Here is a 24,003-nt window from a genome sequence, read left to right on the forward strand (position 1 = left end):
ACAATGAAATCAATATCAGTACAAAGTTTATATAAAGCGTTTAAAATAGGGAAAGAAAATATAGCAGTATTAAAAGATCTAACTTTTTCCGTAAACAAAGGAGAATTTCTATCGATTATGGGGCCTTCCGGTTGTGGGAAATCAACACTGCTATATTTATTAGGAGGACTAGACAAACCTACCAGTGGGCAAGTGATTGTAAACGATAAAAACTTAGGTACTTTGAAGGAAAAAGAAAAGAGTTTAATGAGGAAAAGAGAAATTGGCTTTGTTTTTCAATTTTATAATCTTGTGCCTAATCTGACGGTTGAAGATAACATTATGCTTCCCTTAATATTAGATGGTAAAAAAATAAAAGATTATAAAAGTAAGTTAGATAAATTACTAGAAGTAACAGAAATGGCCCATAAAAGAAAAGTAACACCTAGGGAACTTTCTGGAGGACAACAGCAAAGAGTTGCAATTGCAAGGGCCTTAATTTTTGAACCTGAAATCATCCTTTTAGATGAACCTATAGGAAATCTCGATTCAAAAAGTGGTAATGATATTATGAAACTGTTTAAAAGCATTAACAAAGATTTCGGAAAAACCCTTATTCAAGTAACGCACTCTAAGGATGCGGCACAATATGGAACCAATTTATTGCAGTTAAAAGATGGTGAAATCGTATCGCAAAAAGCAATAATATAAAACTAAAACGAATTAATGGTCGATTCAATACTAAAGCTACGAATTCATTCGTAGCTTTTATTTGTATATTAAAGGCTTAAATACTGTTGAATTATAGCTTAGAATAAGGGATAATTAAATTTGTATCTGAACATAGTATAAGTACAATTGACTTAAAGGACTGATTGAATGACAAAGTTTTTACCTATAAATAAAACGGAAATGAAAGAAAGAGGATGGGAGGAACTTGATTTTGTTCTTGTTTCCGGAGATGCTTATGTAGACCACCCATCATTTGGAGTAGCAGTTATCGGGAGAATATTAGAAAATAGAGGCTATAGAGTCGGTATTATTGCACAACCCTCATGGCAGGACAATAAAGATTTTAAAGTACTAGGAAAACCCAAACTAGGATTTCTTGTAACGGCTGGCAATATAGATTCTATGGTGAATCATTATACAGTTGCAAAAAAAAGAAGAAAGGACGATCTATATTCCCCAGGTGGACAAGGGGGGCTACGCCCAGATCGTGCATCCATAGTTTACTCAAATCGCATTAAAGAGGCTTATAGTGATGTACCAATTATTTTAGGTGGGATAGAAGCAAGTCTAAGAAGATTTGCTCACTACGATTATTGGAGTAATAAGGTTAGACGTTCCATTCTTTTAGACGCTAAAGCAGATTTAATTGTTTATGGTATGGGGGAGCGTCAGATTATCGAAATAGCAGAGGCTTTAGAAAGTGGACTGCCTATATCAGAAATAACCTTTATAAAAGGAACAGTTTATAAGACAAAGGATAAAGAAAGACCCTATAAACCGATTATTTTACCCCATTATGATGAGATACTTGAATCAAAAAGCCGATATGCAGAAAGTTTTATGAAGCAATATAATAATATGGACGCAATTGTAGGTAAGCCTTTAATAGAACCCTATAGAAACTACTATGTAGTACAAAATCCACCCCATGAGCCTATGAGCCAATCGGAACTGGACAGTGTATATTCCCTTCCTTATATGAGAACCTATCATCCTATGTATGAAAAGCGTGGAGGAATACCCGCAATAAAAGAAGTAAAATTTAGTTTAATTAGTAATCGAGGATGTTTTGGTAGCTGCAATTTCTGTGCTTTAACCTTTCATCAAGGAAGAGCAGTCCAGTCTCGAAGTCATCAGTCGATTATGACTGAAGCAGAAAAGATGGTATGGGAGCCGGATTTTAAAGGTTATATTCATGATGTAGGGGGACCAACAGCTAATTTTCGGCATACAGCTTGTGAAAAACAGGTAAAGCATGGGGTGTGCAAGGACAAACAATGTTTATTTCCAAACCCTTGTAAACAGTTAAAGATTGACCATAAGGACTATCTTAAGCTGTTAAGAAAGCTACGCCGACTTCCAAAAGTAAAGAAAGTATTTATTCGTTCTGGTTTACGATATGACTACCTGATTCATGACAAAGATGATGCCTTTTTTAAAGAGTTATGTGAGCATCATATTAGTGGGCAACTAAAAGTCGCACCGGAACATATTTCACCTAATGTATTAGAGAAAATGGGTAAACCACAAAAAGAGGTTTATAATCGATTTGTTAAAAAGTATCATAAAATTAATGAAGATTTAGGTATGAATCAATTTCTTGTACCCTACTTAATGTCTAGCCATCCAGGATCTACCCTTAAGGAAGCAGTTGAACTTGCAGAGTATTTACGAGACTTAGGATATATGCCTGAGCAGGTTCAAGATTTTTATCCAACACCGGGAACTTTATCAACCTGTATGTACTATACAGAATTAGACCCAAGAACGATGAAAAAAGTATATGTACCAAAGTCATATCATGAAAAATCCATGCAAAGGGCTTTGATCCAGTATAGAAAGCCACAAAATTATCATTTAGTTCATGAAGCCTTAGTAAAGGCTGGCAGAACAGATTTAATTGGTTTTGGTAAAGATTGTTTAATAAAACCACCAAGACAAAATAAGCAGGCAATAGAAAATGACCATAAAAATAATAATAGGCGTAACGGACGTAATGATAAGAAAACGAAAACCATAAAAAATAAAAATGATAAAAACAATAAAAGAAATAATAAAGGTAGAAATAAAAGAACAAAAAGATAGACAGGTAAATTTAAAAAAGCGTAGTTAAATGTATTAAATTACATTAACTACGCTTTTGATTTAAGGAATCAACAATATTTTTTTATGTTATTCAATACCTTCTAATACAATGCTATAGTAATCAGTATCAAGTATTTTTGCAGAATAGTAAAATTTACTACCAACAATATTTAACATTCTTTCAATGTAATCTTCGTCTACTGTAGCACTATTAGTAGAAATAAATTCTTCTGTCTCGGCATTGTAATATCCTTTTTCAGTAATAAAGCTATGGTTCCTAAAAATAACTAATGGATCTGCATCGGAAAACATATCATTTCCCATTAAAAGTCTTGAGTCATATTCAAGTCCTAATAAATTTGAAAGTGTGGGAATTATATCTAAACTTGAAACCGGCTTATCAATTGTTTTTGAATCCATATTTTGCGTATACAGGATGAAGGGACTACGATACAATTCAAAATCTCTTTCCACATAATGACCAGTCAACTCGTCGATTACTTCATGATCAAGACCATAAGGATAATGGTCAGAGCTTAATGCAATAAGCGTATTGTCAGCGACACCAGCTTTGTCTAACTCATTTAATAAATGATCTAAAGCTTTATCAAGTTCAATTTGTGTAGCTAAATAAGCCCTGCCTTGTTCAGAATAAGGTAAATCTTCTACATAGTGTCTATTTTTAGCTGCCATATTGTTTCCCATAAAGTTATATTGAAGATGCCCACTCACAGTCATATAATATGCGTGAAAAGGGACATCATTTATATATTCACCAACAGAAACTTCCATCATTTCAAGGTCTGATGCCGGCCAAATTTCTTCTACATCTAAACCATTTCCGATACCTTTATAATCATATCCCATATTAGGGTGAGATAAATCTCGTCTGTAAAATGAGTAGGTGTGGTTATGGTATGCCATTGTTTTATAGCCTGCATTTTTTAATTGATTTCCCATAACAAAGGGAAGTTCAATATTTGAAGATTCTCTAAAACTCCAAACGCCACTTTTGGGAATTAAGCTAGTTAGGGCAACATACTCCCCATCGGAAGTACTGACATCCCAAAGAGGGACGTAGAAATTGGTAAAGTTATAGCCTTCATGAACCATCTTATAAAGTGTCGGTGTAATATCTTTTCTAACCGCCATTGGTGAAAAAGCTTCAGCGGTAATTAGTATAAGATTATAATCAGCATATTTTCCAGTGTATTCATTTTTTTGTGTAGGGGATACATTTTTAAAGTATTGGTGCATTTGCTTAATTTCGCTATTAGACTCGTTTTCCATTAAAGATTTAAAATCAATATCCATTACGTTATAATCGTATTCATCATCTTCCATAGCATCATATTCTATATCTGGTTCTGTAGGAATGGGGTTAGAAGTTATTTCATAAGATGGAGACCAACCTGTTACACTCCTTTGAACATCAAGGCGCATAGTTGTTAAGAGACCAAGTTTTTCAGTTGAGAGTGCAGGATTACTACTTGTGTAGTATAAACTGTGAGCCGAATTTAACCCTTTCCCATCAGCAGAAAGTGTTAATAATCCAATAAGGTAAATACCTACTATAGGAAGAATAAATAAAATACTATATTTAAACTGCAATTTTGAAAATGTAAAATAGCTGTTTTTGAAAATAAAAAAGAAAAGCAGAGGTAAAAAAAGTAATATAATCCATAATAAATTTTGTGTAATAACTTGTAATATATCCCTCCAGAAATCTAGAACTTGCAAGCCATTCCCTGCTGAATATAGCGTGTAAAAAGTACGAAATACATTGTAGTAAATTAGTTGTGATACATAGATAATAGTAGTGCCCAATATAAGTATTAATGATAATATAAAGTTAATTTTTTTACTGAAAAAACTACAAAACATAAAGAATAACGTACTGATTATTAGAGAAAAAATTAGAGATAACATAAAACCATATGTAAAGAGTTCACCGAAGGTGGCAAGTCTGAATATAGTTTCCATTATGAACAATGAAAATATAAAGAAAAGCAATAAGTAGAAATTTTTGATTGTGCTTGTCATAAATAACTCCTCCTTGACGCATATTATAGTATAATTCGACACGAATGTACAGGAAACACAAATTCCTAACAAAATTCTTTTTAATTAGGCTAATGTTAGTATAGAAGTTAAAAATAAAGTAGGAATAAAGATTTGTAAAGAAAATATAAACAAAGTATAAGAAATTACTAAGCAAAATTTTAAAAAACTATGTTTAAAAAATAAATCTATGGATATATATAGTATATAGCAAATAAAACTTATAAAATATTAAGGAGGAGTCATAATGAAAGTAGATATTGGAATTCAAGAAAAAGGAAGAAAAGAGATTGCAGATGGTTTAAATATTTATTTAGCGAATCTGCATGTACTTTATACGAAGTTACACAACTACCATTGGAACATTGAAGGGAAAAGTTTCTTTCAGTTACATGCAAAATTAGAAGAATTATATGATGGAGTAGCAGCTGAAATTGACGAAGTTGCTGAGAGAGTATTACAACTAGGACATAGACCTTTAGCAACTATGAAAGATTACTTAGAGGTTGCGCAGCTGAAAGAAATACCAAGTCAAAAGTATTCAAGTGAAGATGTATGCCAAACACTTTTAGAAGACTTTAGTTTCTTGGCTCAAGAATTAAGAAAAGGTGCTGGCGTTGCAGGAGAATACGAAGATGAAGTTACAGTAGATATGGCTGTAGGAAGCTTAGCTAAATATGAGAAAAATATTTGGATGCTTAACTCATTTTTAGGATAATAAAATATAGCGTATTGAAAGAAGGGAATTAAACTCCCTTCTTTTTTTGTTTGTAAAAGTATATTTAAATTGCTCATAAAATCAATCAAATAATAGTAAAAAAACAATAAATGCACTATAATATTGCTATAGTCTTTTACGTAGCTATTCGAAATGGGAGGTCAGTCATGATAGAAATAACAAATGTGAATAAAAGTTACACTGGTGTGGAAAAAGCAGTAGACAATTTAAATGTCGTGATTCCAGAGGGAGAAATTTTTGGTTTCTTAGGACCAAACGGGGCAGGGAAAACAACTTCGATAAAAATGATTACAGGAATCTTAAAACCAGATTCAGGAAGTATTAAAATAAATGGAAAAGATATTGTAAGCCAAACAGTAGAAGCAAAAAAACAATTTGGTTTTGTTCCTGACACGCCAAATATGTTTTTGCGACTAAAAGGAATAGAGTACTTAAATTTTATGGCTGATATATATGGCGTGCCTTCTGATTTAAGGTTAGAAAGAATTGAAAGTATGTCTAAAAGATTTTCTATGACAGATGCTTTAGGAGATCAAATACAGAGTTATTCCCATGGTATGCGTCAAAAAATTGTTGTAATGGGTGCCCTAATACATGAACCACCGGTATGGATATTAGATGAGCCTATGACAGGATTAGATCCAAAATCCTCTTATGTGTTAAAAGAAATGATGAAAGAGCATGTACAGTCAAATAAAACAGTGTTCTTTTCAACCCATGTACTTGATGTAGCAGAAAGAATTTGCGATAGAGTAGCAATTATTAATAAAGGAAAAATTCTGTTCTGTGGGAAAATGGAAGAAATAAAAGAACATTTTAAAAGTAATGACTCCTTAGAAAAAATGTTTTTGGAGATGACAGAACATGAATAATATATTTACATTAACAAAAATATTTTTAAAAGATATAATCAATTCAATAATTTTATCAAATAAAAAAAGTAGAAGGTCATTAATTTTAATGGCTATTGTTGGAATTATTTTAGTACCTGTAGTAAGAAATTTCATTTTTTATCTATCTAAAATTTTCGATGTGCTAATAGAAGTACAACAAGAAGCGTTGTTATTAAGCTTAGGAGTAGTCATTAGCAGCTCAATAATTTTCTTTTTTGGCTTCTTTTACATAATAAGTGCTTTCTATTTTTCAAAGGATACGGAAAACTTATTACCCTTACCCATAAAACCATATGAGATTATTAGCGCTAAGTTTATTCAAGTCGTGTTATATGAATATTTGACCGCGCTTATTGTTCTTGCACCAATTTTAATCATGTATGGTGTAAAAACCAGCGCCGGTATTTTATATTATTTTTCTGCCTTAATAACATTTTTAATCGTACCTGTAGTGCCCCTTGTTTTTGCCTCTTTTATTGTTATGATTATAATGAGGTTCTCAAATATTGGTAGAAATAAAGATTTCCTAAAGTTATTAGGGGGAATTAGTGCATTAATTATTGGTATAGGATTTAACATAGTAATGCAAAGAAATTTAACAGGGGCTTTATCAGACCCAGAAGCAATAGAACAAATGTTATTAGAAGGAAGCAACTCACTGGCAGCTGTGATTTCAAGCTTATTTCCAGGTTTGAATTTTGCCATCCAAGGTTTAGTAAATTATAATTACATGGCCGGCATGTTAAACATGATAATTTTTATAGGAATCACTTCTTTAATCTTCGGTGTATTTTTATATCTATCAGAACGATTGTATTTTAAAGGTATTCTAGGGTTATCACAATCAAACTCAAAGAAGCGTCTATTAACGAAAGAAGTCCTAAAGAATAATACAAAAAGCAAGGCAGTTATAATATCCTACACAACTAACGAACTTAAATTGTTGTTTAGAACACCTACTTATTTTCTAAATTGTATTCTAATGAGTTTTATATGGCCAATTTTTTTCCTAATTCCAGCTTTTTCTCAGCCCGGAGGTTTGCAGAATTTAAGAGAAGTGGTTATAAACATGCAACAAACAAATGGTTCTTTAGTAATAGCCATAGGTTTTGCCATTGCAATATTTATAACTTCGACTAACTCCATTGCATCTACAGCTATTTCAAGGGAAGGACAAAACTACTATGTTAATAAATTTATACCTGTAAGCTATGGCATTCAAATAGCTGCGAAGGTTTTTGCCGGATCTATAATTGGTTTGATAGGCATAGGTACAGTACTAATAGTAAGCATATTAGCCTTTGGCGTTAATATCCCTATAGCATTATTGATACTTATAACAAGCTTATTAGGTATTTTATTTATTTCAATGATAGGAATTATGTTTGATTTATATAGTCCAAAACTTAACTGGGATAACGAACAAAAAGCAGTCAAACAAAATTTCAATGTGTTTTACACGATGATGATTGGCTCTTTAATTGCTGGGATAACTGTATATACAATATACCAATTAGAAATAAACACTGTGGAGACTTCAATATTACTAATTTCACTATATGGTTTTTTAAATATAATTACATATATTCTACTAAAATCAACTGGCGTGAAGTGGTATGAACAATTAGGAGATTAAATTGATATAGCAAAGTCTAACAATAAAGCCGAGGAATTTTATTCCTCGGCTTTTGCAAATTATTTTTCATTAATTAATTGATTCATTATATCGTTACTACGTTTTATAAATTGACTCATATCTTCAGGTGGTAATGTCTTATGCGTAAGAAGTGCTAAGTCATAAACCTGCTGAGCAATCATATTTAATAAATCAGATTTATTATCCTTATTTTCAAGAATATACTGAATCAAGCTATGCTTTTTATTTAGTACTAGTGTTTCTTCAGTAGGCATAGCATTCATATTTAGCCCATCCATGCTGTACATTTTCATCATATCTTGCATACGGCGACTATCTTCAGACAAAGTAATCATACCGGCAACATCTTCTGACTTAAGGCTTTCAATATTAATTTTAAGGGAGTCTTTACCTAAAGCTTCCTTAAATACATTTGTAATAGCCTCGGTTTGATTTTTTTGTTCTTCTTCACTAACAGAATCATCTGTATCCTTCATAAGGTCGGCAATATCTGAATCTACTCTTTTAAAACTTAGTCCTTCTTTTTTAGATTCCACATGAGAGATAAAAGCAGAATCAATTGTATGGTCTAGGATAACAGCATCTAAATCATGCGCTTTAAGCATTTTTATATATTGTGCCTGTTGAATTTGGTCAGTAACGTAGTAAACTTGATTTTCTAATTTACCTTCAAGGTTAGCAAGGTATTCCTCCGTAGTTACATACTGATCATTAATTGTTTTATATAGTATGATATTAGATACTTTATCATAGAATTTTGCGTTTTTGATCGATCCAAACTTAATAAATGGATTAATATCATCCCAGAACTTTTCATAAGATTCACGATCAGATTTAAATAAAGAATTTAACTTATCCGCAACTTTTCTAGTGATATAATCAGATATTTTTTTAATTGAACCGTCATTTTGCAAGAAACTTCTAGATACGTTAAGTGGTAAATCAGGACAATCGATAACACCTTTTAATAACAGTAAAAATTCAGGGATAACTTCTTTAATATTATCGGCTATAAATACTTGGTTATTATATAGTTTTATTTGTCCTTCTAACGTATCGAATTGTGTATTTAACTTAGGGAAATAAAGGATTCCTTTTAAGTTAAATGGATAGTCCATATTAAGGTGAATCCAGAATAAAGGTTCTTTAAAATCGTTAAAAGTACTTCTGTAAAATTCTTTATACTCATCATCAGTACATGCGCTAGGCTGTTTTAAATAAAGAGGAGAAGTATCATTAAGTGGTTTTGGTTCTTCTATCACGATATTACCATCTTCATCTTTTTCAGGTTCCTTATCGATAACCTCTAAGTAAATAGGGTAGGGCATAAAGGAACAATATTTTTCAATGGTAGAACGAACAGTGTATTCGTCAAGGAAATTTTCACCTTCTTCACTTAAGAAAAGGGTGATTTCTGTTCCCCTATTTGATTTTGTCCCCATTTCCAATTCAAATTCTGTACCACCGTCGCAACGCCATTTGATTGGTTGAGCACCATCCTGATAGGATAAGGAATTTATTTCAACGGTATTCGCAACCATAAAAGCAGAATAAAAGCCTAAACCAAAGTGTCCGATAATTTGATCCGTACCACCTTTTTCTTGATAGGTTTTAAAAAAGTCTTCAGCACCAGAAAAAGCAATTTGATTTATGTATTTTTTAACTTCTTCTTCAGTCATACCAATACCATTATCAATAAACTTTAAAGTCTTATTGGTACCATCAATAATAACTTTTACACTAAATTTGGTATTTTCTTCTAACTGAGCTTCACCTAAACTGTCTAATCTTTTTACCTTTGTAATAGCATCACAAGCATTAGACACTAATTCTCTAATAAAAATATCTTGGTCAGAATATAACCATTTTTTAATAATTGGAAAAATGTTTTCACTATGGATCGATAAACTTCCTTTTTGCTTATCCATAAGATCGCCTCCTAGTAAATTGTTATTTTATAGTTAAATGGGTTAAAATCCCTTTTGAAAACTATGATACAACTAACCTAACAAAGTGTCAATAAAAAATTAGCACTCTTAGAATAAGAGTGCTAATTTTTGTAGAGCAAGTATATTAAATTTGTCACCCTTAATCTTAGCCTGCATAAAATGTAGTGCAAAAAGAAAGGGGGAGAAATATATATGAAGTTTGTACCAAAAAGGCACATCCAAGACCACCAGTTCAGCCTTGTCCACAACTTCCAGGAACATTAGTAAGAATTAACATTCCAGCAGGTGCGGTAATTAATTTACTAAACCTTATTGAAGTAACATCACCAAGTGGCATTTGCTTAATCGTGAGACTTCCTTTTTTAGCAGGGGATAAAAAAGCTAAAGGTATTTACGACAATCTTGTAAATACAGTTGAAGAAGCTGGCGGTAAAGTTGAAGTAGTAGTAGAAGAATAAATTATAGAAAAAGGGGAGATCTATATGGAATTTGTATCAAAAGGATGTCATAGACCAAAACCACCGGTAAAACCGTGTCCACAGTTACCAGGAACAGTGCTAAGAATTTATATTCCAGCGGGAGCAGTAATTAATTTATTAAACCTTATAGAAGTGACTTCACCAAGTGGTATATGTTTAATTATAAGACTTCCGTTTTTAGGTAGTAATAGCAGTGTTAAAAGTTTGTATGACAACATTGTCGGTACAGTTGAAGCGGCAGGAGGAAAAGTAGAGGTCGTTGATTAGGTAATACATTAAAACCCAAAAAGTTCTGCTTAGCAGAACTTTTTGGGTTTATATACGTTAACTTTATGATAAATTAACTTGAATAAAGAAAAGATATTTAAAAACCTTCAAAAAGGGTAGGTATTTTATAAGTGTAGTTTTAGTAGACGTTTTAGAATTGTCTTACATTCTCTTACAGTGAAGTAGGTATTTTATAAGTGTAGTTTTAGTAGTTATAATTTATCAAAAAGTACATATTATTAATGGATTATTAAAACAAATCAAGTTACATAGGAGGGGTAATAGATGTTTCAAGTCGCCGGAATTCAGATGAGACCAATTATGAATAATGTGGAAGCAAATTTAAAAAGAGGTATTAATTATATTTATAAAGCAGTGGAACAGCAGGAAGTTGACTTAATTGTATTTCCTGAAATGTGGACTACAGGATACCATCTATCTAGAGAGACTTTTTTAGCTTTAGGTGAATCAAGATACGGACAAACGGTTTCTACAATAAGAGAAGAGGCTAAAAAAGTAAATACTGCGATTATATGTCCATTTATTGAAAAAACAGAAATGGATGATTTGTATATTTCAGCAGCAGTTATTGACAACGAAGGAGAGCTAAGAGGCATCGTTAGAAAAAGTGTATTATGGGGGCGTGAAAACAATATTTTTAAACCAGGTAATATAGAGTATCCTGTTTTTGATATAAAAGCAGGGAAAATCGGAATACTAATGTGCTATGAGATGGAATTTCCAGAGACTAGTAGGCTATTAGCTTTAGAAGGGGCAGAAGTTATTGTTTGCCCTTCTGTATGGAGTATTGCAGCCTCACGACGATGGGATATACAATTACCAGCGAGGTCTTTAGACAATACAGTTTTTGTTTTTGGTATTAATACAGTGGGCAATAATAGTTGTGGTAAAAGTAAACTTGTAAGTCCACTGGGAGATATACTTATAGAAGCTTCAGATACAGAAGAAGAAATTATAACCCATATAATAGATAAAGAAGTACTATTATGGGCTAGAGAGGAAGTACCATACTTAGATGACTTTAAAGATAAACTGACACCAGGTGGAATTAACAAAATAAAATGCCCTGTCATATAGTTGGTATAGAAGCTAAGTGCTTTGAAATAAATATTGTGTATGGTATTATATATAAGCATAGATTAACATAATCTATGCTTATTATTTGTTTTCATGACCTATATCGATATACAAGAGAGGAAAAATATTATGTATTTACAAATAAAGAAATATGCTCCCGGCCTAGCTATGGCTTTTCTTATTGCGGTTATATCCGTTTTTAGTGGTAATAGAATACCAATATTAGGGTCGAGTATAATTGCATTACTCATAGGAATGACCATAAATCCATTGGTAAAATTGGAGCAATTTGAGGTTGGTTTAAAATTTGTTTCGAAAAGACTGCTACAATTAGCAATTATATTGCTTGGAACAAATTTAAGCTTAGTTCAAGTTTTTACTGTTGGTCGAATATCACTATTTGTCATGGTGTTCACCCTCTCAGCAGCCTTTTTATCAGCATATCTAGTAGGAAAACTTTTAAATATGAACTGGAAGCTTAGCAGCTTAATAGGAGCTGGCACAGGAATTTGTGGTGGATCAGCTATTGTTGCATTGTCTCCTATTGTTGAGGCAGACGAGATGGACATTGCTTATGCCATATCTGCCACTTTTATTTTTGATGTGTTAATGATTGTTCTTTTTCCCATCTTAGGGCAAGTATTAAATCTTTCTGACATCGCTTATGGCCTTTGGACAGGAACAGCGGTTAACGACACATCATCAGTTGTAGCAGCAGGTTATGCATTCAGCGAAGCGGCAGGCAACTATGCAACAATTGTCAAATTAACAAGAACTACGGCTATTATTCCAATAACATTGATTTTCTCAATTTTTATAGGGTACCGAAATGCAAAATTAGAGAAACAAGTTGATAAAAAAGCACCTAACATAAAAGGAATTTTTCCCTGGTTTATTCTTATTTTTATCGGTTCTGTCTTGTTAAATACAATAGGTATTATTTCAGTAGAAACAGGGATGTTTTTTAGTAGAACAAGTAAATTTATGATGGCAATGGCACTAGCAGCCGTTGGACTAAAAACCAACTTAAAACTGATGTTAAGCTCTGGTATAAAGCCAATGACATTAGGTTTTATTGTATCTACGGTAGTTGTCATAGTGTCAATAACAGTACAATATTTTAATGGTCAGGTTTAAATCTAGATAATTATTTATTTTAGTAATGGACCCTTACTAGCCAGAACTTTACGTTTTTACCACTCCAACCAATATCCCAAGGTACTCTGTAACGATCCGCATTATGAGAGTTTACAAGGGCATAACCTTTTGAGTCTATACCTGTAACTACAGATATATGACTTACTTTGCCCTTTTCTTCATAAGCAATATAGTCCCCCGGTAAAAGCTTGTAAGAAGCACTAAGAACTTCCTTATAAGATCCTCTAGTTATTACCGAACCTCTACCACTATTAGTCATATATTGGTTAAATGCATGGGCATTTAACCACGCTCTACTTCCAGCGCCTTTTTCATAATTCCAAGTACCATTCTTTTTAAAGTTACCAGCTTCATAAAGTATTTGTGAAGCAAAGTTAGCACAGTCACCACCTTGGTAATTAAAATTTGTATATTTCGAATTATACTTAAATCCGTACTCTGGTAAGCTTGCAGCACCACAAAACTCATCTGCATAAGCTACTGCATTTATACGACTTTCTTCAAGATCCGATAGATCCTTCATTTCCCCAGAAAGAATTTTACTACTGATGTTGTTAATTGTTTCTTCATCTAAACTTATCGTATTAAAGAGAGGATCGGCGTACCATTCTTTTGAAATTATCCATCCCTGCTCTCCAGGGATGATATCTAAGGTGTGATGGGTACCAAGTCTAAAAGAATTGCTTTTATCTGATTCATTAATATATTTATAAGTATATTCCGTGGATACAAGCAGATTTAAAGTGTAACCATCACCTTTTTCTGTAGCTCTTCGAATGACGATGTCTGAATTAATATCCATAAAATTAGCACCTTGCTTCCTTGACCAAAGATGAATATAATTCATTTTTTTTATTTCATGCTCATAGGCCCATAAACCATTTCGTGCATGCTTATTATAAAGGCTATCAAAAACAAATACTTTCTCTTTTAATAAAGCTTCATTTCTAAGATCAAAAATATGCGCTATATCATCAAACAGTTTTTCTTTTAGGTCTTCTTCTGTAACCTGTCTAAATGTAGGTACATAAGATTTAGATGAGCGGGTGTAATGAAAAATAATGGCTAAGCACATTATAAAAACGATCGTAATAATGATTGTTCTTTTTCGAAAAAAAATTATCATAAAAGGGAACCTCCATATATGAACTCATATGATTATATGAAGCAAATAAAAATACTATGAGCATTTTATATATGATAAAATTAAGTTCTCACAAACATCTATACATATAAGAAGGAGAGAAATCATTATGATTCAAAGAACTTTAGGAAAAACAGGATTAAATGTATCTGTAGTTGGATTTGGTGGAATACCTATACAAAGATTGGAAGAAGACAAAGCCGTATCATTAGTGAAATTATCGATAGAAAAAGGAATGAATTTCATCGACACCGCAAGAGCTTATGGACAAAGTGAAAAAATGATAGGTTTGGCTATAGAAAATGCAAATATGAGGAAAAAGTGTTATATTGCAACAAAATCCACTTCTAGAGATTACGAATCAATGAAAAAAGATATAGAAACAAGTTTAAGAAATTTAAAATGTGATGTCATAGACTTATATCAATGCCACTTAGTAAAAACACAAGAGCAATTTGATCAAATTTTAAGTCCAAATGGTGCCTATCCTGCGTTAAAGGAAGCTCAAGAGGCAGGTTTGATTAAAAATATCGGGATTACAAGTCATGACTATAATATTCTTGATATGGCTTTAGATACTAAGTATTTCTCAACGATTCAATTTCCATATAATATCGTTGAAAGACAAGGAGAAGCCTTATTTGAAAAAGCAGCTAAAAAAAACATAGGGGTTATTATAATGAAACCTTTAGCTGGTGGAGCACTCGATGATGGCGATTTAGCACTTAAATTTATTTTAAATAATAATAATATTTCAGTAGTTATTCCTGGTATGGATAGTGAACAGCAAGTTATTGAAAATAGTAAAGTGGGAAAAGAAACTTCTATACTAACAGTGGAAGAAAGACAAAAGTTAGAAAAAATTCAAAAGGAATTAAGCTCAAACTTTTGTAGAAGGTGCGGATATTGCTTACCTTGTCCCCAAAATATTGATATACCAAGTGCTTTTCTTATGGAAGGCTACTATTCCCGTTACAACTTAAAAAACTGGGCTTTAGAAAGATATAACGCATTACCTAACAAAGCCTCTGAATGTATTAAATGTGGAAAGTGTGAACCTAATTGCCCATATGATTTACCTATTAGAGAAATGCTTAAAGATGTAGTAGAAAAACTGGAAGCAAACTAAAAAAATCCCGAAATGTATAAGTACTTAATAGTGCAAATATGCGTATATGTCAATTAGATGGATAAAAAGCCATACTAATTTCATATAATACTTTATGAGTGGAAAATCAACGACTTTACAATATACGGTAATTATAATATACTCTTACACTAAAGATCGGGAGGGGATAGTTTGCAAAATGATAGTATAAAAAGATATGTAGGAAAAACACCTTTAATAAGAGCAAAAAATCTAGAGGAATACTTAGGAATATCAAAAATTTACATAAAAATGGAAGGGAATAATCCATCAGGCTTTTTAGAAGATCGATTGGCGTATCTAATGATACGAGATGCTTTAGACAAGGGACGGGATACAATTTGCATGGGGATTCCTGGTAGAATTATGGTTTCCGTTGCTTTTATATCAAAGTACTTCGATATAGACTGTGTTTTTTATGTACCTAAAAATAGTAAACTTCCGAAAAAGTCGGTATTTAAAGAATGTGAGAATGTAGAAATAATTGAGTACGGTAAAAATAGTAATGATTCAGTTGAGAGAAGTAATGAAGTTGCACTTGAAAAAGACTGGTATAACGGCAATGTTGGACAAGAAAACAATCTATTATACAATTATACATACTCTTATTTAGCTAAAGAACTAAGTAGCCAACAGGATGAAAAGATCGATACTGTATTTTGTCAAACAGGTCAAGGGTCGTCAATATCAGGACTTTATTGGGGATTTAAACAGCTATGGATCGATGAAGAACTAAAAAAAGTACCCAAATTATATGCTTGTAGTACAGCAGAGGGCAACTCAATTGTAGAGTCATTTAACCAAGGTAGTAGAGAATTAATGTTGACAAAGCCAAAACCAAATAGTAAGACAAAGTATAATAGCGAATTTATAAAAAAAGCAAAGTACAATGCACAAGAAGCACTGAACGCTATTTATGAGACACAGGGTGGAGCAGTTGGAATTGATGATAAGGAACTTTTACCAGCAAAAAGAAAATTACAAGAGTTAGAAAGAATCAAATTAACTGCAGCAAACGCATTACCAATAGCAACGTTTATGAAGTTGGCTGAACAAGGAAAAATCACTGATGGTGTACATATAATAGTCCTTAAAGATGGAAAAGTTGATTTGGATGTCACTAAAGTTACTAGAGATACCTTACCAGTTCCATACGATAAATTTGTTGAATTACTACATACTTGGTTAACAGAATATACCGACCCAGTTTTCGAAATTAATGAGGCACTTGAAAAAGCTTTTAAAGATGGACACGTTCTATGTGCTTATCAACATGGTAAACTAGTTGGTATATCGGTTATTATTAAAACAGGTTTTGAAGCGTTTTTCCCAAGATTCCATTTAGGATATATAGCAACAAAAAAAGATATCAAAGGGCGAGGAATTGGTACACAGATACTTCAGAAAGCAGTTGAAGTTACAGATGGACATTTGTCATTACATGTTGATACCAAAAACAGAAATGCAGTAAAGTTATATGAAAAGATAGGTTTCAAGAGAAAATATTTTAGAATGATCTATGAAGGCATTGATAAACAATAGACCTTAATAATAAAAAAGACAGCTTTTTAAAACGATGTAAGTTTTAAAAAGCTGTCTTTTTATATATTAGGAAAGTGCTACTTCACAACTAACACTTTTTTATGTAAGGTTATCTTGAGTGACGCTCAAGCTGATCTGGTTCCATCGATACTTCTTGACCTTCTATTAAACCAGCTACACTAAATGTAGCATGTTGTTCATCATCATTACACATTTCACAGGAACAGTTATTCTCATAACTTTCAGGCTGTGTATACGTTGTTATTACACCTTCATAGTTTCTTAATACAACTTTATCTGGTGATTGAGAAATAATATAGTTAGGCATAGCAGGAATTTTCCCTCCACCACCAGGTGCATCAATGACAAAAGTAGGTACCGCATAACCAGATGTGTGACCTCGAAGACCTTCAAGAATTTCAATTCCCTTAGAAACAGGGGTTCTGAAATGCTCGATTCCTGTTGAAAGATCACATTGATATAAATAATAAGGTCGTACCCTAATTTGTACGAGTTGATGAACAAGGTTGCGCATAATATTTACACAATCATTAACGCCTTTTAGAAGTACAGATTGATTACCAAGGGGAATGCCTGCATTAGCTAATAAATTAATAGCATCTTTTGCTTCTGTGGTAATTTCTTTTGGATGGTTGAAGTGCGTGTTTAACCAAATAGGATGATATTTCTTTAGCATATTTACAAGTTTAGGAGTAATTCTTTGAGGCATAACCACAGGGATTCTTGATCCCAGCCTTATAATTTCAACATGGGGAATATTTCTAAGTTTACTAAGGATATATTCTAGGTGTTCATCAGAGACAAGTAAACTATCTCCACCTGATAAAAGAACATCTCTAATTTGAGGGTTATTTGCAATGTATTCAATTGCTTTATCTATTTGTTCTGTGGAAGTATGTGCATCGTCATGTCCTGCAAAACGTCGTCTTGTACAATGTCGACAGTACATAGAACACATATCAGTGATAAGTAATAATACACGATCAGGATAACGGTGAGTTAGTCCAGGTACGGGTGAATCAACGTCTTCATGTAATGGGTCATCCATGTCACCATCTTTTTGTTCTAACTCTAAAGCTAAAGGTACGCCTTGTTTTCTAATAGGGCAAGTAGGATCATTTTCATCCATTAACATTGCATAATAAGGGGTAATACCCATTCTCAGCGTTTCTAGACATTGTTTAATGCCGATTTCTTCATCTTCCGTTAAGTGAATAATTTCTTTAAGCTGATCAATATCAGTAATACGATTAGCTAATTGCCATTTCCAATCATTCCATTCTTCGTCCGTAACATTTCTCCATAATTCTACATTTTTATAATCTCTCATTGTATCCTCCTTTTTTGTAACAATTCTATTATGCACTAAAATGCATAAATATACAAATTCTGTAAAAAGGCATAAGGCACTATTTCCGTGTATTTCATCTAGTTACAGGAGATTAGCAATGAGAGACATAGAATTAATATTGTATACTCATGAATAGTCCCTATTACGTAGGCGGGAGGTACATATAAAAGAATGCTAAATTTAACAATAAAAACTTTAAAAAAATTATAGTATTAGCTCAAAAATTAGTGTAGAATAGATTGGTACAGAAAAAAAGAGAAAAAAGTCGAAAATATAGGGCGATAAAAATAATTTGGCATGCTAATTGCAGTTAAGTATGTTAAAAAAATAACAACAGTGTACCATATTAGACTTTAGTAAAAATTTAGAGGAGTGATAAAATGAGTCAAAAGAAAACAAACCGGTGGGTAATATTAGCAGTAAGTATTATTATGAACGTTTGTATAGGTGCCGCTTATGCATGGAGTGTATTCCAAACGCCTCTAGTAGAACTTCTAGGAGCAACAACTTCTGAAGTTTCATTAGCTTTTACCCTAAGTTTAGCACTTATCCCTATTTCTATGATTATTTTTGGTAAGTTTCAAGATAAAAAAGGACCTCAAATTGTAACATTAATAGGAAGTATTGTCTTCGGAATCGGATTAATATTAACAGGATATACAAATTCTGTTCTAATGCTTTATATTACCTATGGAGTATTAGGTGGTTTCGGTATAGGGGCTGTATATGGTTGTACGATTGCCAATACGGTTAAATGGTTTCCAGATAAAAGAGGTTTAGCCGGTGGTTTAGTTGCAGCTGGATTTGGATCTGGAGCAGTAATTCTTGCACCTTTAGGGGCAAGATTAGTAGATATGTATGGTGTATTAGCGACTTTTAAATTGATGGGAATTGTGTTCTTAATTGTTGTTGGACTATGTTCTTTCATAATTAAAGCACCAGCTCAAGGTTGGACACCAGAAGGGTGGACACCGCCAGCACCTTCTAAGACTTCTATTAATTCAGGAGTTGAAATGGCACCAGGAGAAATGATGAAAACAGGTACATTCTATATTTTATGGGTGATGTATACGATTGGTATGGTATCAGGATTAATGATCATTGGACATGCTTCACCGATTGCCCAAGGACAAATCGGTTTAGCACCACACGTAGCCGCCATTTGTGTAAGTGTTATTGCTTTAGCAAATACATTTGGTAGAATTTTGTGGGGAAATATTTCTGATAAAATAGGTAGATACAACACAATTGTTGTAATGTACATTGTAAGTGCTGTAATGCTATTAGTCTTAAATGTATCGCAAAATATTGTTTTGTTCTTAATTTCAGCATCTGGTATTGCGCTAAGTTTTGGTGGTTTCTTAGGAATCATGCCTTCAGTTACAGCAGAAAACTTTGGTTCGAAAAGTTTAGGTATTAATTATGGTATTCTATTTACAGCCTATGGAGTTGCCGCAGTAGTAGGACCGCAGATTGCGTCAGCTGCTGTTGAAGCAAGTGGCGGGGTATACTCTAGAGCATATATCATTTCAAGTGCTATGAACATTGTAGGTATTATATGTGCTGTAATGATGGTATTAAAAGCTAAAAACGATGCAAAAAAATCCGAAGCGTCAATTAAAGAAGAAATAATAGAACCATTAGCTAATGAAGCATAAGGGATTTAATTAAATATTTTGGAAGGACACGTATTAGGTAGCTAATAAACGTGTCCTTTTATTTTTATTTTAAGTTCTAAAATAATATATCTAAAGGTTGATTGTATTTATCCCTTAATAAGCGTTATAATAGTAGTGTAACGTATGTACATAAAAATTATTTAGTTAGAGAAGGTGAACTATGATTGAATTAGGAAAAATTCAAAAACTAGAAGTGATACGTATAGCATCTGTAGGTGCCTATCTAAACACGATTAATAGTAGAGATGAAGATGTTTTATTACCTAACAATAAATTAGACGAAAACTTGAATCTAGGTGACGAAATTGAAGTATTCGTGTATAGAGATTCAGAGGATAGAATGATTGCAACGACTACAAAGCCTAAAATAACTTTAGGGGAACTAGCATATTTACAGGTGGTAGATGTGACTAAGATCGGAGCATTTGTTGATTGGGGCTTAGAAAAAGATTTATTACTGCCCTTTAGTGAGCAGTCAACAAGGGTAAAGGTTAACGGTCAATATTTAATGGGCATGTATATTGATAAAACCGGCAGATTATGTGCAACGATGGATATATACCATCAGTTATTAGAGGATGCACCATATAAAGAAGATGCAAAGGTTTTAGGTACTGTTTACAGTATAAATGAAGATATAGGTGTTTTCGTCGCAGTAGATAATTTATATTGTGGTCTTATTCCAAATAGCGAAGTATTTAGAACTTATAAAATAGGGGAGCAAATTGAAGCAAGGGTTAGCAGGCGAAGAGATGATGGAAAATTAGATTTAAGCCTGCGGGAAAAAGCACATTTACAAATGAATGATGATGCACAAATTATTTTAGAAAAATTAGAACTAAGTGGTGGCAGTTTACCATTGAATGATAAAAGTGATCCTCAAGAAATAAAAGCGGCGTTTAAAATGAGTAAAAACGCTTTTAAAAGAGCTATTGGAAGACTACTTAAGGAAAATAAAATTGAATTTGTAGAAGGTGGTATAAAAATTAAGCGAGAGATAGAGTCATAACATACATGGTACTTAAGTATAAATAATATAATGATTTATGGTCAAAGGCTATTATAATAAGGTGTGTTAATGATGAATGATAAATTACTTAAAATGCTAAAAATAATATTTATTCTTTTAGGTGTGGTGATTCTTTATTTAGAATTCGCTGTTCTATACTATGATGGCATACTAGGTTTAACGATGACATTGCTAGGTATAGGCCTAATAGTTACAGGCGTCTTTTATAAATGTAAAGATCCCATGAAGATATTAGAAATACTATTTGAATTTTTCATATAAGGAAATGTTATGATCACGTTTAGTAAGGTACTTGAAACTTTGCAGTCGTCTAGGGAAACCTAGAGGTTACAAGCAGTTGCACTTTTTCATCTTAATCTACATAAAAAATAAAAAAGGTTTATAGCTCTTGAATAGGGTTATAAACTTTTTTTATTTTTAATATTGATAAAAAATTAACAAATTACTTGTTTAAATTGGGAAATATGTGGTATATTAATAATAACGATAATCATTATCAGTTTTACAATATAAAATTACCAGACTAAATATGATTATTGAACAAATAATAATACTAAGTGTTTTTAAAAGGAGATGATTTTATGATTATAGAACCTAAATTAAATGGTAACGTTGCCCGAGCTGCTCATCCCTATGGTTGTAAAGCAGCAATAGAGGAACAAATAAATTATACAAAAGAAAAAGGAACTTACTCAGGTCCAAAAAAAGCATTAATTTTAGGTGCTTCATCAAGTTATGGACTTGCTTCAAGAATTTCCTTAGCATTTGGTGCTGGGGCGGATACAATTGGTGTTTCTTACGAACATGGTATTCAAGATGAGAAAAAGTTGGCTACAGCTGGTTGGTGGAATAATATATTCTTTAAAGAAGCAGCTGAAAAGGAAGGATTAGTTGCAAAAAACTTTATTGGGGATGCCTTTTCAGATGAAATGAGAGAAGAAGTAATAAAATATATTAAAGAAGAGTTTGGTGGAAAAATTGACGTGCTAATTTACAGTTTAGCTTCCGGACGCCGTACAGATCCTAAAACAGGACAAACTCATTACTCAGCACTGAAACCCATTGGGGAACCAATAGAAGGCTACAGCGTAAACTTAGAAAAGAGAGAACTCTTTGAGCAAAAAGTTGAACCAGCCACTGAAGAAGAAATTGCTGACACTGTAAAAGTTATGGGTGGTGAAGACTGGGAAATATGGGTACAATGGTTACTAGAGGCAGGAGTTTTGGCAGAAGGATTTAAAACAACGCTGTATTCTTATATTGGACCAGAAGTTACCCAAGAGTTTTATCGTTCTGGTACTTTAGGTGAAGCAAAGAGAGATACCGAAGAAACAGCAGATAAATTACATGAGACTTTAAAAGAAAAAGTTAATGGTGAAGCAGTTATTTGTGTTGGGAAAGCAGTAACAACAAAAGCAAGTGCTGTAATTCCGATTTTTCCTGTATACGTAAGTGCTTTATATAAAGTAATGTTAGAGAAAGGATTACATGAAGATACAATGGAACATGTTCATCGATTTATGAAAGATATGTTCTACGGAGATAACCCTGAAGTCGATGAAAGAGGACGACTAAGACCTGATTCTTGGGAGATGAGAGAAGATGTACAAAAAGAAGTAGAAGATATACTATCAGAAGTAACACCAGAAAATTTTCAAAACATAACCGCTGTAGAAGTCTTTCGAGATGAATTTATGCAGTTAAATGGATTTAATTTTGAAAATGTAGATTATACAAAGCCAGTGGACCTAGAAAAATTAAAAGCGTTACAACCTTAGGATGTGAATTCGCATATATTCACAAATAACGACACCATAACATAACATATAGCAAAAGCAAGATCGTAATGATCATAAAGGGGGCTTTTGCTATGATAACAGAAAGAAACTGGCATCTTATGGTGGTAAAGAAAATGAAAGATGTGGAGTCTTTTCAAGATTGCATAAAAGGGTACCCAAATAACGGTCTAAAACGATTTGCGACAAATATTCAGTTTTTTAAAAGATTGTTCCAAATTAATTCACTACTAGTATTGCAATTATCTAGTGGGGATGTTATAAAAAGTATAAATGAATACAATGAGAGACTAGAAAAATGTTTAATAGATAACATTTATGATAATTAACTTAGGAGCTAAGTTATGGCAGGAATATAAAGTAGACCCCAGGGCAAAATAAACTTGTATCTGTTACTAATTGTATAAGAACAGGAGGGGTCACTATGAGAGAAGGTTTAATACCAACTGTTTTAGGTACCGGTGTTGCAGCAACAGGAATTGCATTAAAAACAATGGCGATGCGAGACGATGACATGGACATGAGTGACAGAATGGACAGAGATAAGTTAATGCCCTTAGTTGCTGCAGGTGTAATTGGTTTTGGACTTGCCCATGTTGTTCTAGGAAGCATTGATATGGTTCAAGACAATAAGTGACAGTACAAAAAATGAGGGTGTCATTCACCCTCATTTTAATATTAATTTAAAATAAAGGGTGGGAAAAACATGAAAGAGATCGTTTTAGCAGCAGGATGCTTTTGGGGTGTAGAAGCATATTTTATGAAAATAAATGGAATTACTGAAACAAAGGTTGGATACGCAAATGGCGATACTGAAACCCCTTCTTATGAAGAAGTAAAGACTGGAACAACAAATCATGCTGAAGTTTGTTACATAAAGTACGATGAAGAAATTATAAAGCTAGAGGAGATATTAAAGCATTTTTGGCGTATTATAGACCCAACAATTAAAGATAGACAAGGTCCTGATGTAGGTTCGCAATACAGAACAGGGATTTATTATATTGAACAAGAAGATAAAGAAATGATATTAAAAACAAAAAAAGAAGAACAGTTAAAATATAAAGATCCAATTGTAACAGAAGTAGAACCATTAAAACAATTTTATTTAGCAGAAGAATACCATCAAAGGTATCTTGAAAAGAATCCCGGGGGATATTGTCATATCAACCTAGACTTTTAATTAAGAATAATAA

At 32.6% G+C, this 24,003-nt stretch carries 22 protein-coding genes; 18 read left to right on the forward strand and 4 right to left on the reverse strand.

The features are described 5' to 3' along the window. The first annotated feature begins 3 nt into the window (after positions 1-3). Together RH915_RS03255 and RH915_RS03260 are read left to right on the forward strand one after the other, a co-directional pair. Entirely contained in the window at positions 4-690 is a 687-nt protein-coding gene (locus RH915_RS03255; protein WP_310477880.1) for an ABC transporter ATP-binding protein, read from the forward strand. A gap of 168 nt (positions 691-858) precedes the next feature. Continuing rightward, positions 859-2,796, forward strand: a complete 1,938-nt coding sequence (locus RH915_RS03260; protein ID WP_310477881.1) for a YgiQ family radical SAM protein — start codon at positions 859-861, stop codon at positions 2,794-2,796. Positions 2,797-2,883: 87 nt separating this feature from the next. Here the strand turns inward: RH915_RS03260 and RH915_RS03265 are convergent, their stop codons facing one another. Continuing rightward, on the reverse strand, positions 2,884-4,536 hold the full coding sequence (locus tag RH915_RS03265; protein WP_310477882.1) for an LTA synthase family protein: 1,653 nt from the start codon (positions 4,534-4,536) through the stop codon (positions 2,884-2,886). 568 nt (positions 4,537-5,104) lie between these two features. Between RH915_RS03265 and RH915_RS03270 the strand changes: the two genes are divergently transcribed. The 3 genes from RH915_RS03270 (at position 5,105) to RH915_RS03280 (ending at position 8,125) form a co-directional block, all read left to right on the forward strand. Next, positions 5,105-5,575, forward strand: a complete 471-nt coding sequence (locus RH915_RS03270) for a Dps family protein (RefSeq protein WP_310477883.1) — start codon at positions 5,105-5,107, stop codon at positions 5,573-5,575. A gap of 167 nt (positions 5,576-5,742) precedes the next feature. After that, entirely contained in the window at positions 5,743-6,468 is a 726-nt protein-coding gene (locus RH915_RS03275; protein WP_310477884.1) for an ABC transporter ATP-binding protein, read from the forward strand. After that, positions 6,461-8,125, forward strand: a complete 1,665-nt coding sequence (locus tag RH915_RS03280) for a putative ABC transporter permease subunit (protein WP_310477885.1) — start codon at positions 6,461-6,463, stop codon at positions 8,123-8,125. Before RH915_RS03275 ends, RH915_RS03280 begins: the two co-directional genes overlap by 8 nt. 59 nt (positions 8,126-8,184) lie before the next feature. Here RH915_RS03280 and htpG read toward each other — a convergent pair whose 3' ends face one another. Further along, complete coding sequence (gene htpG, locus RH915_RS03285; protein WP_310477886.1) at positions 8,185-10,074, reverse strand: molecular chaperone HtpG; 1,890 nt, start codon at positions 10,072-10,074, stop codon at positions 8,185-8,187. Between the two features lie 185 nt (positions 10,075-10,259). Between htpG and RH915_RS03290 the strand changes: the two genes are divergently transcribed. The 4 genes from RH915_RS03290 (at position 10,260) to RH915_RS03305 (ending at position 13,076) form a co-directional block, all read left to right on the forward strand. After that, the gene (locus RH915_RS03290; protein ID WP_331618279.1) at positions 10,260-10,553 is read left to right on the forward strand and encodes a hypothetical protein; all 294 of its coding nucleotides are present in this window, start codon (positions 10,260-10,262) and stop codon (positions 10,551-10,553) included. Between the two features lie 24 nt (positions 10,554-10,577). Further along, positions 10,578-10,841 (forward strand): hypothetical protein, encoded by a 264-nt coding sequence (locus tag RH915_RS03295; protein WP_310477887.1) that lies wholly within the window; start codon positions 10,578-10,580, stop codon positions 10,839-10,841. A gap of 285 nt (positions 10,842-11,126) precedes the next feature. Next, a complete protein-coding gene (locus RH915_RS03300; RefSeq protein ID WP_310477888.1) occupies positions 11,127-11,939 on the forward strand; it encodes a nitrilase-related carbon-nitrogen hydrolase in 813 nt (270 codons plus the stop codon). A gap of 129 nt (positions 11,940-12,068) precedes the next feature. Beyond that, on the forward strand, positions 12,069-13,076 hold the full coding sequence (locus tag RH915_RS03305; protein ID WP_310477889.1) for a YeiH family protein: 1,008 nt from the start codon (positions 12,069-12,071) through the stop codon (positions 13,074-13,076). A gap of 19 nt (positions 13,077-13,095) precedes the next feature. Here RH915_RS03305 and RH915_RS03310 read toward each other — a convergent pair whose 3' ends face one another. After that, entirely contained in the window at positions 13,096-14,223 is a 1,128-nt protein-coding gene (locus RH915_RS03310) for an amidase domain-containing protein (protein WP_310477890.1), read from the reverse strand. A 127-nt stretch (positions 14,224-14,350) separates the two neighbouring features. Between RH915_RS03310 and RH915_RS03315 the strand changes: the two genes are divergently transcribed. Both RH915_RS03315 and RH915_RS03320 read left to right on the forward strand, forming a co-directional pair. After that, a complete protein-coding gene (locus tag RH915_RS03315; RefSeq protein WP_310477891.1) occupies positions 14,351-15,370 on the forward strand; it encodes an aldo/keto reductase in 1,020 nt (339 codons plus the stop codon). A gap of 171 nt (positions 15,371-15,541) precedes the next feature. Next, positions 15,542-16,930, forward strand: a complete 1,389-nt coding sequence (locus tag RH915_RS03320; RefSeq protein WP_310477892.1) for a pyridoxal-phosphate dependent enzyme — start codon at positions 15,542-15,544, stop codon at positions 16,928-16,930. 109 nt (positions 16,931-17,039) lie between these two features. On the opposite strand, the gene ablA is transcribed toward RH915_RS03320, so the two are convergent. Beyond that, a complete protein-coding gene (gene ablA, locus RH915_RS03325; protein WP_310477893.1) occupies positions 17,040-18,281 on the reverse strand; it encodes a lysine 2,3-aminomutase in 1,242 nt (413 codons plus the stop codon). Between the two features lie 401 nt (positions 18,282-18,682). Here ablA and RH915_RS03330 point away from each other — a divergent pair, with 401 nt between their 5' ends. The 7 genes from RH915_RS03330 (at position 18,683) to msrA (ending at position 23,990) form a co-directional block, all read left to right on the forward strand. Further along, a complete protein-coding gene (locus RH915_RS03330; RefSeq protein WP_310477894.1) occupies positions 18,683-19,960 on the forward strand; it encodes an L-lactate MFS transporter in 1,278 nt (425 codons plus the stop codon). Between the two features lie 181 nt (positions 19,961-20,141). Further along, complete coding sequence (locus RH915_RS03335; protein ID WP_310477895.1) at positions 20,142-20,990, forward strand: CvfB family protein; 849 nt, start codon at positions 20,142-20,144, stop codon at positions 20,988-20,990. 72 nt (positions 20,991-21,062) lie between these two features. Further along, positions 21,063-21,272: a hypothetical protein gene (locus tag RH915_RS03340; protein WP_310477896.1), complete on the forward strand. Its 210-nt coding sequence runs from the start codon at positions 21,063-21,065 to the stop codon at positions 21,270-21,272. A 320-nt stretch (positions 21,273-21,592) separates the two neighbouring features. Then, positions 21,593-22,789 carry an enoyl-ACP reductase FabV gene (gene fabV, locus RH915_RS03345; RefSeq protein WP_310477897.1) on the forward strand — a complete coding sequence of 399 codons (1,197 nt, stop codon included), beginning with the start codon at positions 21,593-21,595 and terminating at the stop codon, positions 22,787-22,789. Between the two features lie 92 nt (positions 22,790-22,881). Beyond that, entirely contained in the window at positions 22,882-23,136 is a 255-nt protein-coding gene (locus RH915_RS03350) for a hypothetical protein (RefSeq protein WP_310477898.1), read from the forward strand. Between the two features lie 95 nt (positions 23,137-23,231). Next, positions 23,232-23,444, forward strand: a complete 213-nt coding sequence (locus RH915_RS03355) for an asparagine synthase (protein ID WP_310477899.1) — start codon at positions 23,232-23,234, stop codon at positions 23,442-23,444. A 69-nt stretch (positions 23,445-23,513) separates the two neighbouring features. After that, positions 23,514-23,990 carry a peptide-methionine (S)-S-oxide reductase MsrA gene (gene msrA, locus RH915_RS03360; protein ID WP_310477900.1) on the forward strand — a complete coding sequence of 159 codons (477 nt, stop codon included), beginning with the start codon at positions 23,514-23,516 and terminating at the stop codon, positions 23,988-23,990. Positions 23,991-24,003 lie beyond the last annotated feature (13 nt).

Origin of the sequence: Serpentinicella sp. ANB-PHB4 (genome assembly GCF_031432315.1) — a bacterium.
Lineage (GTDB): Bacteria > Bacillota > Clostridia > Peptostreptococcales > Natronincolaceae > Serpentinicella.

What these genes read in the sequence shown, in the direction of transcription:
- RH915_RS03275 (WP_310477884.1), top strand. Translation starts at nt 5,743, where the DNA reads ATGATAGAAATAACAAATGTGAATAAAAGTTACACTGGTGTGGAAAAA.
- RH915_RS03295 (WP_310477887.1), top strand. Translation starts at nt 10,578, where the DNA reads ATGGAATTTGTATCAAAAGGATGTCATAGACCAAAACCACCGGTAAAA.
- RH915_RS03355 (WP_310477899.1), top strand. Translation starts at nt 23,232, where the DNA reads ATGAGAGAAGGTTTAATACCAACTGTTTTAGGTACCGGTGTTGCAGCA.
- RH915_RS03260 (WP_310477881.1), top strand. Translation starts at nt 859, where the DNA reads ATGACAAAGTTTTTACCTATAAATAAAACGGAAATGAAAGAAAGAGGA.
- RH915_RS03280 (WP_310477885.1), top strand. Translation starts at nt 6,461, where the DNA reads ATGAATAATATATTTACATTAACAAAAATATTTTTAAAAGATATAATC.
- RH915_RS03310 (WP_310477890.1), bottom strand. Translation starts at nt 14,223, where the DNA reads ATGATAATTTTTTTTCGAAAAAGAACAATCATTATTACGATCGTTTTT.
- msrA (WP_310477900.1), top strand. Translation starts at nt 23,514, where the DNA reads ATGAAAGAGATCGTTTTAGCAGCAGGATGCTTTTGGGGTGTAGAAGCA.
- RH915_RS03300 (WP_310477888.1), top strand. Translation starts at nt 11,127, where the DNA reads ATGTTTCAAGTCGCCGGAATTCAGATGAGACCAATTATGAATAATGTG.
- RH915_RS03350 (WP_310477898.1), top strand. Translation starts at nt 22,882, where the DNA reads ATGATAACAGAAAGAAACTGGCATCTTATGGTGGTAAAGAAAATGAAA.
- ablA (WP_310477893.1), bottom strand. Translation starts at nt 18,281, where the DNA reads ATGAGAGATTATAAAAATGTAGAATTATGGAGAAATGTTACGGACGAA.
- RH915_RS03270 (WP_310477883.1), top strand. Translation starts at nt 5,105, where the DNA reads ATGAAAGTAGATATTGGAATTCAAGAAAAAGGAAGAAAAGAGATTGCA.
- RH915_RS03330 (WP_310477894.1), top strand. Translation starts at nt 18,683, where the DNA reads ATGAGTCAAAAGAAAACAAACCGGTGGGTAATATTAGCAGTAAGTATT.
- RH915_RS03340 (WP_310477896.1), top strand. Translation starts at nt 21,063, where the DNA reads ATGAATGATAAATTACTTAAAATGCTAAAAATAATATTTATTCTTTTA.
- htpG (WP_310477886.1), bottom strand. Translation starts at nt 10,074, where the DNA reads ATGGATAAGCAAAAAGGAAGTTTATCGATCCATAGTGAAAACATTTTT.
- RH915_RS03315 (WP_310477891.1), top strand. Translation starts at nt 14,351, where the DNA reads ATGATTCAAAGAACTTTAGGAAAAACAGGATTAAATGTATCTGTAGTT.
- fabV (WP_310477897.1), top strand. Translation starts at nt 21,593, where the DNA reads ATGATTATAGAACCTAAATTAAATGGTAACGTTGCCCGAGCTGCTCAT.
- RH915_RS03335 (WP_310477895.1), top strand. Translation starts at nt 20,142, where the DNA reads ATGATTGAATTAGGAAAAATTCAAAAACTAGAAGTGATACGTATAGCA.
- RH915_RS03305 (WP_310477889.1), top strand. Translation starts at nt 12,069, where the DNA reads ATGTATTTACAAATAAAGAAATATGCTCCCGGCCTAGCTATGGCTTTT.
- RH915_RS03255 (WP_310477880.1), top strand. Translation starts at nt 4, where the DNA reads ATGAAATCAATATCAGTACAAAGTTTATATAAAGCGTTTAAAATAGGG.